Genomic DNA, 15,175 nt, shown 5'->3' on the forward strand with positions numbered 1-15,175 from the left:
TTAGTGTTGAGTAATGAGTCCTGCGCGTAAGCTGGTATGGCAGGCGGTTTCTACGCGTTGTATGTAGTACATCAAGTCCAGTGGCATGGTTACGCCATCCAGTAATTGTAGCGGAAAAAGATCCGTTGCAATCAGGATGTCACAAGCACTGAGGCTGTTGTTGAGATAAAAGCGCTGTTTGGCGAGATGCTTGCCTAATGCGATCAAATTAGACTGTGCGACCAGCTGATTAAATCCGTCATAACGGTCATTGGATAAGGCTTCTACACTCATGCCATAGCGATGTTGTACGTTGGCTTTGTAACTGGCCAGCTCTGTTTCGCTGCCGCCGATATCTATGAATGCCGGGAGCACAGGTGCATAGAGTCGCTCACGTATCGCCTGTACGCTGGTGCGCCAGTTCAGTAAAGCTTGCCATGCATCATCGCTGACCAGGCCGTTATAAATGGGTGTGCCACCTGCCCAGTCGTCCAGATTGCGCAGGATGGTGAGGGTATCTGTTTGCAAATCATGATCAGGTAATTGCAAAGCCAGATCAGCACGCGCGCAACCGAGTTCAAACCATATTTCATCATCCTGTTGGTTTAAGGCGATTTCGTTAGCCGCTATTCCTTTGAAGTGTAATGCTATACGAACTTGCTGTGCAGCCATGGATGACCAGCGGTGATATAAGTTGATCATAATTTACTTAAAATGAACTCGTATTCGCGCGGGTCAACTGGGGTGATAGACAGGCGATTGCCACGTTGCAGAATGCGCATATGCTCGAGCTCGGGATATTCACGGATTTCCTTGAGCGGCATCAAACGAGTTTTTTTGACCAGTTGTACGTCAACGTTAAGCCAGCGCGGTGTTTCGTGGGTGGCTTTAGGGTCGAAGTATTTATTGCTGGTGTCGAATTGTGTTTCGTCTGGGTAAGCTAAGCGACTGACTCGTGCCAGACCAGCAATGCCGGGCTGATCGCAACTTGAGTGATAGAACAGCACAGCATCATCAACTTGCATCTGATCACGCATAAAATTCCGCGCCTGATAATTGCGGATGCCATACCAAGCAACTGATTGATTGGGGAAGCTGGCAAGGTCATCTATGCTGACATCGGAGGGTTCGGACTTCATTAACCAATAACGCATGGGGTTCTCGACGTATAATAAGAATCTGCTTATTTTACTGGAAAACACTATGACTGCGCTTGAACAAAAATTGACCGAATGGTTTCAACACCCTGCTATCCAATGTCATAGCTGGGATGTGGGTTTATTCTGGGTGGCTATAGACGGGCGTCATCCGTTCGGTCGTATGAAAGTTGATGCGCGAGAATTGGAAGTGCTGTTTGCGGCATTGTTAGAAGCCCCATCAGAATGTCTGGCAGAACTGAATGCGGAATCACTGGCGCGTGGCGACTATATGCCACGTGGTGATTTTCTGGCAGCCAATGCACGGCGCCATGAACTGCCATTATTAACTCGTGTTTACGCTTAGGAGGCGAATTTGAAGCAGTTAAGTTTTAGTCGGTTGGACGATATCAGCGCGCAAGCAGTTGCTTCGCCACGTTTCCGTATGAATGCAAATATGCATGACGATTTGGGTGACAGCATACAGCGTCTGGCTATAGCGATGGAGCCGAATACGGTGATACGTCCGCATCGCCATGAGCATACCTGGGAATTGTTAACTGCTTTGCGTGGGCGTTTTGTCGTGCTGCTGTTCAGTGACGACGGTTTTGTCACCCACCGTGTGGTGTTGGGCGAAGATTGTGCTGTGCAGGAAACGCCAGCTGGCGTCTTGCATGGCGTGCTGTCGCTGGATGAAGGTGGTGTGATTTTTGAAGTGAAACATGGGCCGTATAAAGTAATCAATGCGAGTGACTTTGCTCCTGGATACGAGGTGGATGATGCGCAGCAAGGTGAGGCGTTGAATCGCTGGTATGCACAAGCCAAAGTAGGCGACAGATTGTGGGGCGGATAGCCCTATCGCACCCAATAAAAAACCCGCTTTACGCGGGTTTTTTATTGGGTAGAGCTAGTTACGCGTAGCTGCGTAATTTATGCGAGAACGATTGCAACGAAGTTATGTCGCTGGTTTCCGCACGCTGACACCAGTCTTGTAACTGCTTGAGCAACTGCTCTTTAGACGCATTGGAACGTGACCAAAGCTGAGCCAGTTCCTGACGCATGGTGTAGACAGTATTGAGCTGCTGACTTTGTTTCAACACTTCAGCCAGGTTGGCTTTTTCAGACTCATCAAGATCCGCAGCATCAGTGTGTAACCATGCTTTGACTTTCTTGAATTTTTTGTTGTCATGCAACTGTGGAAGTGACGCTTGCAGCTTTGCCAGTTCAGTGCTGCAAGAAGCAGTAACTGTGCGGGCATAGCGAGTCAACACATCATAGCGATGAGTAATGACTGCATTGAGCAGATCCTGGTCACATACTTGCTTGGCGACATTGAATTTCGCTGTAGGTGCGACTTTTTTGACTTTAGCTAGACCGACTATTTCCATGCTGCGTATGTATAACCAGCCAATGTCAAATTCATACCATTTGTTAGAGAGTTTCGCAGAGCTACCATAAGCGTGGTGATTGTTATGTAGCTCTTCACCACCAATCAAAATACCCCAAGGGAAGACGTTGGTGCTGGCATCTTCGCAGGTGAAGTTACGATAACCCCAGTAGTGGCCGATACCGTTAATAATGCCGGCTGCGGTAATAGGTATCCACGCCATTTGTACTGCCCAGATGGTGAGGCCGATAGGTCCAAACAGGACAAGGTTCACCACCAGCATCAAATAAATACCTAATCCACTGTGTGGGGTATATACGTTCTTTTCTAACCAGTCTTCTGGCGTACCTGAACCATATTTTTCCATAGTGGCGGAAACCTTACGTGCTGCGCGGTAAAGTTCTGCACCTTCAAAAAATACTTTTTTGATACCCAATACTTGCGGGCTATGTGGGTCTTCTTCAGTTTCGCATTTGGCGTGATGTTTGCGGTGGATAGCTGCCCACTCTTTGGTGATCATGCCAGTTGTAAGCCACAGCCAGAAACGGAAGAAATGGCTAGGTATAGCGTGTAGTTCCAGCGCACGATGCGCTTGGTGGCGGTGTAAGTAAATTGTAACCGCAGCAATGGTAATGTGAGTAAATGCCAGTGCTACGAGTACGTAACCGTACCATGGCAAATGACCCACTAAACCGTTTGCAATAAAATCCATCATAAGTGTGTTACCTCATTTGTGTGTTTCAAATATCGTTAGATACATTCAGGACATATTTATCCTGTTATCAAACTTTAATGCATGAATATACCAGAAGTCAAGCAATTGTCATAATTTGTTCGCGTCGTTAATCATGTAAATATCGCGTCTAGGATAGGGGATTTGTATTCCTTCGTGCTGGAAGGCTTGCCAAATAGCGAGATTGAGATCAGAGCGTAAATTGTTTTGTCCATTTTCTGGATCGTTGATCCAAATTGATAATTCCAGATTGATACCGCTGTCGGCAAACTCTATCAGTAATACACTGGGGGTGTATTCTTCAGTTTTTAATACGCGTTTATGCGCAAGTGCGATTGACTTCATCAATTCACGGGTACGTTCGACATCGCTGTCATAGCTGATTTGTATGGGGAGCTTGATGCGCACATCACGTTTAGTGAAAGAATGGTTGATAACGGTGGATGTGAGTAAATTTTCATTAGGAATAATAATTTCAGTGCCATCGAGCGCGCGCAACAACGTGTAGCGGGTATTAAGTTGACTGACTTCGCCGTAACTGGTGCCTACAGTGATCATGTCTCCTGGTCTTATGGAGCGATCCAACAAGATGATAAATCCCGATGCATAGTTACTGGCGATTTTTTGTAAGCCCAGTCCTAACCCGACACCTAATGCGCCACCGAATACAGATAATACGGTGAGGTCTATGCCGACTGCAGGTAATGCTACAAGTACAGCAATAATTACGAGTAATGTGCGCATTGCTTTAATAAGCGCCAGCCGTAGACTAACGTCCATACTAGTGATGCGCAGTAGGCGTGATTCTATGAACTGAGCCAGCCAGAGTGAAGCAATGATGGATAGGGTGATAACAGCAAGTGCTTCAAACAATAATAAGAGTGAGAAATGATGATTTCCAGATTCAAAAGAAACGGCATCCAATGCGCGTTCAATACGAGGCAGTAAACCTGTGATATGAAGTGCGAAGCCTGACCAGATGATCCAGGCGATATAACGTTCCCAAGTTTTAATGGTTTCGCTGTTATTAAAGGCGAAGCGCAACATGTATACCAAGATGCGTACGATAACGAGAGAGCCTAATAATGGCGTTACGATATTGAGCAGATGAGTCTCGTGCCATTGTTCCAGTATTGCGCGACTAATGAAGACAAGTAGCAACCCTGTAATCGGTAGCCCTATGCGTTTGGCGGCGGCATTGCCTATACGCCAAGTGGCGCGCTCATGAGCAAGATAAGGGGTGAGCCAGTGCATTATTGCCCAGCTGATCAAGCCACATACAGCTAGTATTGCGACTTGCCACAACAGATCCGTCTGGTGTGAATCGTTAATTAAGTGCTCCAGCAAATTATCGAAAGGTATGGGTGATTTCATAGCGGTAGGGAATGTAGGTAATGAAATTGCCAGTTGTCATGATATGCCTGAGTCAGCATTAGATTGTCGCGAAATATCAATAAATTTTCAGCATTTGTGAATTGTGCAGCATGGGTGAAATTATAACTGCCTGTGATGACTGCCGGGTGTGGTGAGTTTGCATCAATGATCATTACTTTGTTGTGGGCGCTGCTGTGTTCGCTATCAAACACGATTGTTATACCTGCCTGCGCCAAATCGTGAATGAGGCTAGTCGGAATATGTTCATCCTGATTTTTGTCGGCAATCAGAATGACGTCAACACCACGTCGATGTGCCTTTATTAAGGCGTCGGCGATACCCAAGTGGGTAAAACTGTAAGCTTGAACCAATATCTGCTGATGTGCCTGTCTAATCGTGTTGATAATGAGCTGGTCTGCTGCGTCGCCAGGTGTGAAGGCGATTTGTATCGTTCCAGTAGCAGCCTGTGGTGATGTATGTTGTGCTGCTATGGCAGTTTGTGCCAGTAGCAGCATTATTATAGTGACTGCTCTAAGCAGCATTTTCATTTTCAGCTGGGTCTTTCTTGATGGCCGGTGCGGCTTCAAGTACCGCAGCAAAGAAGCCATCAGTGCCGTGGTCAGCAGGGTTAAGGCGCAGATAGTCACCAGTATCCAAATCAATTTGCTGACTACTTAATACTTCAGCAGCATTTTTCAAATGAAAACGCGGATTGTTGGCCAAAAATGCGCTAACAATATCCTCATTCTCTTCCGGAAGTAAGCTACAAGTTGCGTAAACCAGGCGACCGCCAGGCTTAACCAGATTAGCTGCCGCAGCCAGGATGCTGGCTTGCTTAACGGTGAGCTCCGCAACGCTTTGTGGATTTTGGCGCAGTTTCAAATCAGGGTTGCGGCGCAGGGTTCCTAAGCCACTGCAAGGTGCATCAACCAGCACGCGGTCGATTTTGCCTGCGAGGCGCTTGATGCGATTGTCGTGCTCGCTGGTGATTAATTGCGGTGTCAAATTGGATAAACCTGAACGTTTAAGTCGTGGCTTGAGTTTGGTCAGGCGTTTTTCAGATACGTCAAAGGCATAAAGTCGACCCGTTGAGTTCATCAGCGCACCAAGTAATAAGGTCTTGCCACCAGCACCTGCGCAGAAATCCACGACCATGTCACCGCGTTTGGGCGCAACTAAATAGCCAAGTAATTGGCTGCCCTCATCTTGTACTTCGAATTCACCCGCTAAAAAAGGCTTGTACTTGTTCAGCGCAGGCTTGTCAGCCAAACGGATGCCGACGGGTGAATAGGGTGTGGCGGTTGCCGTGATGCCTGCGGCGTTGAGTGTGGCTAACAGGTCATCACGTTTAGTGCGGATGGTGTTGGTGCGTATATCTAATGGCGCAGAACGGCGAAGTGCAGCAGTGAGTTTGGTCGCGGTGGCTTCACCAAAAGTGGCTAGCAGGCGTTCAGCCAGCCAGTCAGGCACATCCCATTGTACTGCGAGCGGTTGCTCAGCCAGATTGAATGCTTTGATTTTTGGCAGCATATCCATCTCTGGGCCGCGTAAATAGGGCTCAAGCTGGCGCGCACTCATTCCATGTATGCGGGCTAACCAGGCAATAGCTAATAAACGCGGCGTGGGTTTTTCGCAGGCATTGTCCAGTGAGCGTAAATTACGTAACACGCCAAATACTAATTCAGCGATAAAAGCGCGATCTTTTGCACCTAGCTCAGGATTCTCACGAAAAAAACGACTGAGTAAAACATCGGCTGGTGCATCCAGTGGCAACACTGAACGCAGTGCGATAACAGCGGTTTCGAGAGGAAGTACGGTAGGGAAATTGGTGTGTGCCATGATCAAGGGAGTTCAATAAAGTGACGCTAAGTTTAGCTGATGCTGGCAGCTAATCCAAATCGGTGTGGCAGGTGTTTGCTGAGACCGCGTAAATAAGCGATAATTCAAGTGTTTTGTTGTTAATTATCACTATAAATTGAGGTTGCCTTGAAAAATTCTATCACCTGCCCGCTTTGGCTTTATAAGGTATTCCCATTCTTGCGTTGGTGGCCTACAGTAAGTAAGGCCACTACTAAAGCTGATCTGATCGCAGGTTTGACCGGTGCAATGATAGTGTTGCCACAAGGTGTGGCATTTGCGACTATCGCCGGATTACCACCTGAATTTGGTCTGTATGCTGCAATGGTGCCGGCAATTATGGGGGCAATGTTTGGCTCCTCCTGGCATTTGGTCTCAGGGCCAACGACAGCTATTTCTATCGCAGTTTTTGCATCGGTAAGTCCCTATGCTGAACCTGGTTCAGCTCACTATATTAGCCTGGTATTGACGCTGACGTTTATGGCAGGTCTGTTCCAGTTGATTATGGGCATGGCGCGTATGGGTGTGCTGGTTAATTTCATATCACATACAGTAGTTATCGGATTTACTGCTGGTGCTGCGGTATTAATTGCCGGTAGCCAGATTAAAAATTTCCTGGGTTTGCAAATGGCGCGAGGCTTGCCATTTCATGAAGTGCTGGAGCAAGTTTATTTACAGTTTGATAAGATCAATCCATACGTAACTGCGGTAGGTGTGGTGACATTGGTGTCGGGCATAGTGTTGAAAAAATATATGCCTAAGTTGTATATGATATTAGCGATGGTGATCGGTAGTGTGGCCGCGCTGATTATCAATCAGATGTATGGTGGTACCGATGTAACGCATATTAAAACTGTAGGTGCCTTGAGTGCGAGTTTGCCACCGCTGACACATCCTGATTTGTCGCTCACTGCAATTAAGCAGGTGCTGTTCCCTTCATTGATTGTCACCATGCTGGCTTTGACTGAAGCAGTCTCTATTTCACGCGCAATAGCGGTGAAATCAGAACAGCGTATTGATGGCAATCAAGAGTTTATAGGACAAGGTTTGTCGAATATCTTCGGTAGCTTCTTTTCCAGTTATGCGTCCAGTGGTTCATTTAACCGTAGTGGTGTGAATTACGCGGCGGGCGCGAAAACGCCTTTGGCGGCGGTTTATTCTTCTGTCTTCCTGGTTATTATTCTTCTGCTGGTGGCATCACTGGCTGCATATTTACCTACTGCCGCAATGGCCGGGATATTGTTTCTGGTGGCGTATGGTCTGATCGATTTCCATCATATCCACTCGATTTTACATACCAGTCGTCAAGAGACAGCAATTTTAGCGGTCACTTTAATTGGTACGCTGGTTGATTTGGAAAAGGGGATATTCCTTGGCATTATGCTGTCGTTAATGCTTTATTTGTATCGTACCTCACGTCCTGAAGTTGTCTCGGTTGTACCAGATGCTGAACCCGACAGTTACCATTATGTGCCACTTAATGGCTCGCCTGAGTGTCCACAATTAAAGATTATACGTGTACATGGATCGGTTTTTTTCGGCGCTGTAAACCATGTTCAGCAAGTTTTATTAGATGTGGATGAGCATAATCCGCAGCAAAAATCTTTGTTGTTGGCATCCAGTGGAATGAGCTTTGTGGATGTGGCTGGTGCGGAAATGCTGGTGCAGGAAGCGCGTCGCCGCAAGAAAATTGGTGGTGGACTGTATTTCTATCGTATGCAAAACGATGTGCATGATTTGCTGGTTAAAGGTGAGTACATGGAAGAAATCGGCGAGAACAATAGCTTCCCTGCCAAATCACGTCCGATAGACACTATTTATCCTAAGCTGGATAGTGAAATTTGCCGTAATTGTAGTGCGCGAATTTTTGCGCCTTGTCATCAGTCTTTACCTAATGGAGAACCTCGCAAGTGATACGTAAGAATCCAAGTGGTGATTTGCCTGTCATACATGAATCTGCATTTGTAGATCCAACCGCAATTATTTGCGGAAAGGTATTCATAGGTGAAAATGTATTTATAGGACCTTATGCGGTGATACGTGCCGATGAGGTTGATGAAAATGGTGAAATGGAGCCGATTATTATTGGTGCGAATTCCAATATACAAGATGGCGTCGTAATCCATTCCAAATCTGGTGCACGTGTTCAGATAGGTGAACATACATCGATAGCACATCGCTCTATTGTGCATGGACCATGTGTGGTTGGGGATAATGTATTTATAGGTTTTAACTCGGTATTGTTCAACTGTACTGTGGGCAAACGTTGTGTGGTGCGACATAACTCAGTAGTTGAGGCGTGTGCACTGCCAGATGGTTTCCATATCCCTTCTACCACCAATATTCATGCCGATTCGGATTTAAGTTTGGTCAAACAAGTTGGGTTTAGCGAGAAAGACTTTTCGGAGGATGTCGCACAAACCAATATTAATTTGGTTAAGGGATATAAGAAATTGCAGAATGAGTTTTGATTTGTTATGCTGATGTGAGTCGTTCTATTTAGGATACTCAATCGAATTTAAACAAAAAGCCGCCTGTTCAATATTGAATAGGCGGCTTTTTGTTTTGGAGTTGCACTATGATCGTTTTAGTCGAAGCTTATCGAGCCGGTTTGTTTAAGCGCTATGATTTATTTAAAAATGTATTAGCTGGGGTGATAGTGGGTATTGTTGCCCTGCCTTTGGCCATGGCTTTTGCTATTGCGAGTGGTGCAAAGCCGGAACAAGGGATATACACAGCCATTATCGCAAGTCTGGTGACCAGCGTGTTTGGCGGCAGTCGGGTGCAGATATCGGGGCCTACTGGGGCGTTTATCGTCATTCTGGCAGGCATTACCGCGAAATATGGCTATGATGGTTTACAGATTGCCACGCTTATGGCTGGGGTAATACTCATCGCCATGGGTTTTGCCAAGTTCGGTACGGTGATACGGTATATTCCAAAACCGGTTATTACAGGCTTTACTACGGGTATCGCAGTGCTGATTTGGGTGGGGGAATGGAAGGACTTTTTTGGTTTGCATCCTGCAGAGATGGGGACGCATTTCCGCGATAAATTAATCCATTTGTTAATGGCATTGCCGACACTGCATATTGCAACCACGTTGCTGGCGGTGTTGGGGCTGGCGATACTCATTATTGCACCTCGATTTGTGAAGCGAGTGCCGGCGCCATTGATTGCCATGGTGGTGGTTACATTGGTGCAGTATGTAGGTGCGTTTCCAGGGGTTGCAACGATAGGCTCCGCATTTGGTGGTATTCCTTCCAGTTTGCCGGGTTTCCATTTTCCCGCGATGACTTATGCGCAAGTGGTGGAATTAATTGGCCCCGCATTTACGATTGCTTTACTTGGTGCAATAGAGTCATTGTTGTCCGCGGTAGTGGCTGATGGGATGGCCTGCACTAAGCATAATTCTAATCAGGAGCTAATCGGGCAAGGTGCGGCTAACGTGTTATCGCCGATATTTGGCGGTTTTGCCGCAACTGGTGCGATTGCCCGGACTGCAACTAATATCCGCAACGGTGCAACCAGTCCGCTGGCTGGCATCATTCATGCACTGACTTTGGTGCTGATTGTAGTCATGCTGGCACCGTTTGCAGCGTATATTCCATTAGCGGCATTGGCAGCAATATTATTTGTAGTGGCGTGGAATATGAGCGAGATCCATCATTTCATAGCTATCGCTCGTCATGCACCTAAAAATGACAGGGCGTTGTTGCTGATTACGTTTACCCTGACGGTGTTTACCGATTTGGTGATCGCGGTCAATGTCGGGGTAATGTTAGCCGCCTTGTTATTTATGAAGCAAATGACTGAATCAGTTAAAGTTCAAGGTGAAACAGATGAGAGTATGGTTGATTTCTGTCCCGTTGGCGTACCTAAAGGTGTGCAAATCTACTCTATAGATGGGCCTTTTTTCTTTGGTGCGGCATCAAGTTTTGAAAGTACGTTGGCCAGTTTGCACGAGAGTATGACGGTGCTGATTATTCGTATGGGGCGAGTGCCCTTTATTGATGTGACTGGAATATATATGCTGAGGGATACTATAGCGCGTTTTCAGAAACGGGGTGTGCGAGTGATTCTGTGTGAGGCTAATCCAATTGTCCAGCGTAAGTTGGCGCAGTCAGGGGTGGATAAGTTGTTAGGCGATGAAAACTGGTTGAGTGATGTGAGTATGGCGCTATCATCCTTACCAGTTATCCAGAAAAATGTTATATCGTAGTCGTTTTTCTTCAGGCTTTTTTGGTAAAGACTATATCCCATACGCCATGACCTAGCCGTATGCCGCGTTGTTCAAATTTAGTCAGTGGGCGGTAGTCTGGGCGGGGTGCATAGTCAGTCGCCGTGTTGATGAGTGTCGGTTCGTCACTGAGTACCTGCAAAATCTGGATAGCATAGTCTTCCCAGTCAGTGGCGCAGTGAAGATATCCACCAATTGCAAGCTTTTGGCTGATCAGAGCGACAAACTCCGGTTTGATTAGTCGGCGTTTGTTATGACGCTTTTTATGCCAAGGATCTGGAAAAAAGATGTGTACGCCAGCCAAACTATGGTCGGGTATCATGTCGCGCAATACTTCTACCGCATCATGTTGCACTATGCGCAAGTTGTGCAGTTCACGGTGCTCAATTTGATTGAGCAGGCTGCCTACGCCTGGGCCGTGTACTTCTATACCCAAATAATCATTTTCTGGATGTTCTGCTGCAATGGTAGCGGTGGCATCGCCCATACCAAAGCCGATTTCAAGGATTTTTGGCGCGTTGCGCTGGTAAGTGGCGTTCAGGTCTATGGCCTGTGGCGTATAGGTAATGCCATACACTGATTGCAACTGATCATAGGCACGTTGCTGGGCAATGGACATGCGTCCCTGACGCAGCACAAAGCTGCGGATAGGGCGACCGACTGGACTGGTAGTATCTGTCATTTAAGAACCAATTACGCCTGTGGTAGGTGAGGACGGGCTGGCAGTATAGATTTTCTTAGGCATGCGGCCTGCTAAGAATGCGCTGCGTCCTGCTTGTACAGCCTGCTTCATTGCATCTGCCATGAGTATAGGCTGCTGTGCACCAGCAATGGCGGTGTTCATGAGTACGCCCGCACAACCAAGCTCCATCGCAATCGCAGCATCACTTGCTGTACCGACACCTGCATCGACAATGACCGGAACTTGCGCTTGGTTGATGATGATTTGCAGATTCCATGGGTTGAGTATGCCCATGCCGGAGCCTATCAGGGAAGCCAAAGGCATAATAGCTACGCAGCCTATCTCTTCCAGTTGTTTAGCAATGATAGGGTCATCGGAAGTGTAAACCATGACTTTGAAACCTTCTTTGATGAGGATTTCTGCAGCTTTGATGGTTTCGATAACATTCGGGTACAAGCTTTTTGGGTCACCCAAGACTTCAAGTTTTACCAGATCATGACCATCTAGTAATTCGCGCGCCAAGCGCAATGTACGCACAGCGTCATCTGCACTATAACAACCTGCAGTGTTGGGCAAGTAGGTGTAGCGACTGGGTGGCAGTGCGTCGAGTAAGCTGGGTTGGCTGGCATCTTGGCCAATATTGGTACGGCGGATGGCAACGGTGACAATTTCAGCGCCACTGGCTTCAACGGCCAAGCGTGTTTCAGTGAAATCTTTATATTTGCCTGTGCCAACTAACAGGCGCGACTGATAGCTTTTTCCAGCTATGATGAGATTGTCCATGAATATCCTATGAAATGATTAGCCGCCACCGACAGCAACGACGATTTCGAGTTTGTCATTGGGCTGGAGTGCGGTAGTATCGAATAGACTGCGAGGTACGATTTCGCCATTACGCTCAATCGCAATTCTCTTGCCTGTGAGATTGAGTTCTACTATAAGCTCGGTGACATTTGATGATGCATGCAATTGCTGCGCGACACCATTGATAGTGAGTGCTATCAAGTTTCCCTCGGCTAGATATTGGTTAATGAATGTGCATTCTAACACAGTGCTCATGCGCATAGAATCACAGTTGAACATTCCAATAAACCCACGTAGAATCAGCGGCTATGCGGGTGTAGTTCAATGGCAGAACTTTTGCTTCCCAAGCAAATAGCGTGGGTTCGATTCCCATCACCCGCTCCATATTTCTATTTGTTATTTTCATAATTTGTACTACACTGGTATACGTAGTGTTAGCTGTCTTGTTTTTAAGCCTGACACTTGAAAAACGCAAACTTGGTGAAAGCTAAGGACGCAAAACTTCCAGTCTAATGCGTGAGTTGTGACGCGATGATAGTGGGGTTACCAAGTGGGTGGTTAATATACCCATTAATGCCAGTTGGTATGTGTCATCCATCATTGTGATGGTTGAGGAGGTATGTAAAATGAGTCAGCGTAACGTTGTGTCTTTACCGCAATTTGATAAGTCTCGGAATGTACTGAGTGCAGCTGATGTGATGGTGGTGCTAAATGCCTGCCGTGACCAGCTTATCACCGCTGTTGATCTCGTTTGGAATGAGCGGCGTGATAAAATCGAAGATGACTTATTGGATTTTGCCGATCGCTCTCCTTTATTAGAAACACGTAATCTCTATTACGCGGCACAGAGTTTGTTGCGTAATCGAAATGAATCTCTCTCTACTGCAATCCGACAACAGTTTGTGCAGCAATTTGACAAGCAAGTTCGCGGGGATCAGCAAACTGAAAAACCGGATGTTGGCGTTGATTTAGATCTTTCCCTGATTGACGAGGATGCATTTGAAGAAAGTTTGGCGTTAAGCAAGGCATCAACGCGGATGCAGTCCAGCTCGGTTGAGGAGTTAGCTGCTTTGGATCAGCGTATAGCTGCTTTAATGCATCAGTCTCACAGTAAATCCTCAATTAACCCGTTGGCACCAAAATTGATTTGTGATGCCTTTTTAGAAGCGTGCAAAACAATAGATGCAACTGCACGGATGCGCCTAGTGTTATTGCAGCACTTTGATGCGCATATTGCGCCTATGATGCCTGGTATTTATCGTGGTTTGAATCAATATCTGGTTGATAAAGGGATATTGCCAAATATTAAGATAGGTGCAACTGCGCCGCGTGAACGACATCAGCCTCCAGCTCCCATGGTAGCCAGTGCCACTGATTTAGGAGGCAATGTTGGTGCGGCCATGCCATCTGCACCCAGTGCCGAAGATGGTACTGATGTTTTTGCATTGTTGCAGCAATTATTTATGAAACAGTTTGCGAGCCAATCGGGCAGCCCTGTGGGGATGTCGCAGGGGTTTATTGGTGGAGTAGGTGGAGTAGGTGGAGTAGGTGGAGTAGGTGGAGTAGGTGGAGTAGGTGGTGGCGCCGCAGTGGGTGGTGGCTTACCACCAGTTTCGTTACATGAGCGTATTGCTTCATTAACAACTTTACAGCGTGGTCAATACACTGGTTTGGTCAATACTGGATTTGATCCCGCATTGATCCAGGCAGGTACTGCTAATGTCCTGCGGGATATGCGTGATGCTGGGTTGGTTCAGGTTGATAATCAGGCAGATAGTTTGACTATAGATATTGTAGCCATGCTGTTTGATTACGTTTTTGATGATAAAAACATTCCTGCTGAACTTAAAGCCCTGATAGGTCGGTTGCAAATTCCTGTATTGAAAGTGGCGCTGCTAGATAAGCAATTCTTTTCTAAAAAATCCCACCCTGCACGGCGGTTGCTGGATGAAATTGCGGAAGTATCGGTTGGCTGGACTCAGCAAGGGGCAAGCAATATTGCCTTATTCGATAAAATTGAGTCTATTGTACAGTCCGTGCTCAATGATTTTACTGATGATGCTGGGATTTTTGAGCGGTTGCTGCTGGATCTGCAGGAATTCGTTGCTACAAATGAGGCTGAGACTCAAACTGCCGTCGCTGAAACGACCACTATTATTGAAACAGCTGAACGTGCTCAACTTGCTCAAACTGTTGTGAAAGATGAGATTGCCAAGGCGCTGGCTGTACATGAGGGGTTGCCTGAGGTTATTGTTGAATTTGTACAGACTATATGGCAGCAAGTATTGACGCATGTGTATCTGCAAGAGCATGAGTTGGGCGCGGCGTGGTATGAAGCATTGCAGACTATGCAGAATCTGATCTGGAGTGTGACCCCTAAACTTAATAATGACGACAGGTTAAAATTGGTCGCCATGTTACCAAGTTTGCTGAATCAATTACGTGATGGTATGTCATTTCTGAATATGGAAATTGAGCGACGCGATGCGATTTTTGCGGGTTTGGTTGCGTGCCACGCAGTAGCAGTTAAAGCAGGTCTGCAAGTGAAATCAGAGCTGGTGCGCGATGAAGAAATGGTTAAAGCGATTGAAGCTGCACAGCTTGATGTGCCTGAAACGCTACCGGAAATTGCCGCGCTTGATGAGGTCGTTGTGAATATGGATGCTGAGTTTTCAGCATCAGCCGATATTGATGAAGAAGATGAATTCACGGAACAAGCCAGATGTTTGAAAAAAGGTGAGTGGTTGAGTTTTGATAATGCCAATGGCACTACTAGAAATGCCCGTCTATCATGGGTGTCTGGTTTGCGGGGCATGTATTTGTTTACTAATAAACAGGGGTTGGATGCGATGACTATCGCCTTACCTCGTTTAGCGGCAAGATTGCGTGCAGGCGAAGCGCATGTGATTAAAGCAAACTCGCTGACTGAACGCGCTGTTGAACGCTTAATAGGGAAATTGCAAGGTCGTTAGTCGTTATTGTT

General features: G+C 46.6%; 15 protein-coding genes, 1 tRNA gene and 1 riboswitch. Of the genes, 7 read left to right on the forward strand and 9 right to left on the reverse strand.

Features of this window, described 5'->3' with window-relative positions:
- Together SFSGTM_RS01405 and SFSGTM_RS01410 are read right to left on the reverse strand one after the other, a co-directional pair.
- Window positions 1-681: a glutathione S-transferase gene (locus SFSGTM_RS01405; RefSeq protein WP_162083596.1), complete on the reverse strand. Its 681-nt coding sequence runs from the start codon at window positions 679-681 to the stop codon at window positions 1-3.
- Complete coding sequence (locus SFSGTM_RS01410) at window positions 678-1,133, reverse strand: EVE domain-containing protein (RefSeq protein ID WP_162083597.1); 456 nt, start codon at window positions 1,131-1,133, stop codon at window positions 678-680. The genes SFSGTM_RS01405 and SFSGTM_RS01410 overlap by 4 nt, the downstream gene beginning before the upstream one ends.
- 49 nt (window positions 1,134-1,182) lie before the next feature.
- On the opposite strand from SFSGTM_RS01410, the gene SFSGTM_RS01415 reads away from it, so the two are divergent.
- Together SFSGTM_RS01415 and SFSGTM_RS01420 are read left to right on the forward strand one after the other, a co-directional pair.
- Entirely contained in the window at window positions 1,183-1,482 is a 300-nt protein-coding gene (locus tag SFSGTM_RS01415; RefSeq protein WP_162083598.1) for a PIN domain-containing protein, read from the forward strand.
- 9 nt (window positions 1,483-1,491) lie between these two features.
- Window positions 1,492-1,968 (forward strand): WbuC family cupin fold metalloprotein, encoded by a 477-nt coding sequence (locus tag SFSGTM_RS01420; RefSeq protein ID WP_162083599.1) that lies wholly within the window; start codon window positions 1,492-1,494, stop codon window positions 1,966-1,968.
- A gap of 58 nt (window positions 1,969-2,026) precedes the next feature.
- Here the strand turns inward: SFSGTM_RS01420 and SFSGTM_RS01425 are convergent, their stop codons facing one another.
- The 4 genes from SFSGTM_RS01425 to SFSGTM_RS01440 form a co-directional block, all read right to left on the reverse strand.
- Window positions 2,027-3,217, reverse strand: coding sequence for a DesA family fatty acid desaturase (locus SFSGTM_RS01425; protein ID WP_434784337.1), 1,191 nt, complete (start codon window positions 3,215-3,217; stop codon window positions 2,027-2,029).
- Window positions 3,218-3,325: 108 nt separating this feature from the next.
- Window positions 3,326-4,609, reverse strand: a complete 1,284-nt coding sequence (locus tag SFSGTM_RS01430; RefSeq protein WP_162083600.1) for a mechanosensitive ion channel family protein — start codon at window positions 4,607-4,609, stop codon at window positions 3,326-3,328.
- On the reverse strand, window positions 4,606-5,124 hold the full coding sequence (locus tag SFSGTM_RS01435; RefSeq protein WP_162083601.1) for a phospholipase D family nuclease: 519 nt from the start codon (window positions 5,122-5,124) through the stop codon (window positions 4,606-4,608). Before SFSGTM_RS01435 ends, SFSGTM_RS01430 begins: the two co-directional genes overlap by 4 nt.
- A 16-nt stretch (window positions 5,125-5,140) precedes the next feature.
- The gene (locus SFSGTM_RS01440) at window positions 5,141-6,448 is read right to left on the reverse strand and encodes an RsmB/NOP family class I SAM-dependent RNA methyltransferase (RefSeq protein WP_162083602.1); all 1,308 of its coding nucleotides are present in this window, start codon (window positions 6,446-6,448) and stop codon (window positions 5,141-5,143) included.
- Window positions 6,449-6,595: 147 nt separating this feature from the next.
- On the opposite strand from SFSGTM_RS01440, the gene SFSGTM_RS01445 reads away from it, so the two are divergent.
- The 3 genes from SFSGTM_RS01445 to SFSGTM_RS01455 all read left to right on the forward strand — a co-directional run bounded on the left by SFSGTM_RS01445 (window position 6,596) and on the right by SFSGTM_RS01455 (window position 10,688).
- The gene (locus SFSGTM_RS01445; protein ID WP_232526020.1) at window positions 6,596-8,380 is read left to right on the forward strand and encodes a SulP family inorganic anion transporter; all 1,785 of its coding nucleotides are present in this window, start codon (window positions 6,596-6,598) and stop codon (window positions 8,378-8,380) included.
- Window positions 8,377-8,937, forward strand: coding sequence for a DapH/DapD/GlmU-related protein (locus SFSGTM_RS01450; RefSeq protein WP_162083603.1), 561 nt, complete (start codon window positions 8,377-8,379; stop codon window positions 8,935-8,937). Before SFSGTM_RS01445 ends, SFSGTM_RS01450 begins: the two co-directional genes overlap by 4 nt.
- 107 nt (window positions 8,938-9,044) lie before the next feature.
- Entirely contained in the window at window positions 9,045-10,688 is a 1,644-nt protein-coding gene (locus SFSGTM_RS01455) for a SulP family inorganic anion transporter (protein ID WP_162083604.1), read from the forward strand.
- A 10-nt stretch (window positions 10,689-10,698) separates the two neighbouring features.
- Here SFSGTM_RS01455 and trmB read toward each other — a convergent pair whose 3' ends face one another.
- Genes trmB through thiS form a run of 3 tightly spaced genes read right to left on the reverse strand, consistent with a single transcriptional unit; the run spans window position 10,699 to window position 12,393 of the window.
- A complete protein-coding gene (gene trmB / locus SFSGTM_RS01460) occupies window positions 10,699-11,388 on the reverse strand; it encodes a tRNA (guanosine(46)-N7)-methyltransferase TrmB (protein WP_162083605.1) in 690 nt (229 codons plus the stop codon).
- Window positions 11,389-12,171, reverse strand: coding sequence for a thiazole synthase (locus tag SFSGTM_RS01465; protein ID WP_162083606.1), 783 nt, complete (start codon window positions 12,169-12,171; stop codon window positions 11,389-11,391).
- 18 nt (window positions 12,172-12,189) lie between these two features.
- Complete coding sequence (thiS, locus tag SFSGTM_RS01470; protein WP_162083607.1) at window positions 12,190-12,393, reverse strand: sulfur carrier protein ThiS; 204 nt, start codon at window positions 12,391-12,393, stop codon at window positions 12,190-12,192.
- Between the two features lie 109 nt (window positions 12,394-12,502).
- Here thiS and SFSGTM_RS01475 point away from each other — a divergent pair.
- Window positions 12,503-12,576: transfer RNA gene (locus SFSGTM_RS01475), tRNA-Gly, on the forward strand.
- A 76-nt stretch (window positions 12,577-12,652) separates the two neighbouring features.
- Window positions 12,653-12,743, forward strand: a riboswitch (cyclic di-GMP riboswitch).
- A gap of 75 nt (window positions 12,744-12,818) precedes the next feature.
- Window positions 12,819-15,164: a DUF1631 domain-containing protein gene (locus tag SFSGTM_RS01480; protein ID WP_162083608.1), complete on the forward strand. Its 2,346-nt coding sequence runs from the start codon at window positions 12,819-12,821 to the stop codon at window positions 15,162-15,164.
- The last annotated feature ends 11 nt before the right edge of the window (window positions 15,165-15,175 follow it).

This window comes from Sulfuriferula nivalis (assembly GCF_009937995.1).
Classification (GTDB): Bacteria; Pseudomonadota; Gammaproteobacteria; order Burkholderiales; family Sulfuriferulaceae; genus Sulfuriferula; species Sulfuriferula nivalis.

Excerpts from the sequence above, each read along its gene's own strand:
- SFSGTM_RS01405 (WP_162083596.1), bottom strand. The coding sequence starts at position 681 with ATGATCAACTTATATCACCGCTGGTCATCCATGGCTGCACAGCAAGTT.
- SFSGTM_RS01410 (WP_162083597.1), bottom strand. The coding sequence starts at position 1,133 with ATGCGTTATTGGTTAATGAAGTCCGAACCCTCCGATGTCAGCATAGAT.
- SFSGTM_RS01415 (WP_162083598.1), top strand. The coding sequence starts at position 1,183 with ATGACTGCGCTTGAACAAAAATTGACCGAATGGTTTCAACACCCTGCT.
- SFSGTM_RS01425 (WP_434784337.1), bottom strand. The coding sequence starts at position 3,217 with ATGATGGATTTTATTGCAAACGGTTTAGTGGGTCATTTGCCATGGTAC.
- SFSGTM_RS01430 (WP_162083600.1), bottom strand. The coding sequence starts at position 4,609 with ATGAAATCACCCATACCTTTCGATAATTTGCTGGAGCACTTAATTAAC.
- SFSGTM_RS01435 (WP_162083601.1), bottom strand. The coding sequence starts at position 5,124 with ATGCTGCTACTGGCACAAACTGCCATAGCAGCACAACATACATCACCA.
- SFSGTM_RS01440 (WP_162083602.1), bottom strand. The coding sequence starts at position 6,448 with ATGGCACACACCAATTTCCCTACCGTACTTCCTCTCGAAACCGCTGTT.
- SFSGTM_RS01455 (WP_162083604.1), top strand. The coding sequence starts at position 9,045 with ATGATCGTTTTAGTCGAAGCTTATCGAGCCGGTTTGTTTAAGCGCTAT.
- trmB (WP_162083605.1), bottom strand. The coding sequence starts at position 11,388 with ATGACAGATACTACCAGTCCAGTCGGTCGCCCTATCCGCAGCTTTGTG.
- SFSGTM_RS01465 (WP_162083606.1), bottom strand. The coding sequence starts at position 12,171 with ATGGACAATCTCATCATAGCTGGAAAAAGCTATCAGTCGCGCCTGTTA.
- SFSGTM_RS01480 (WP_162083608.1), top strand. The coding sequence starts at position 12,819 with ATGAGTCAGCGTAACGTTGTGTCTTTACCGCAATTTGATAAGTCTCGG.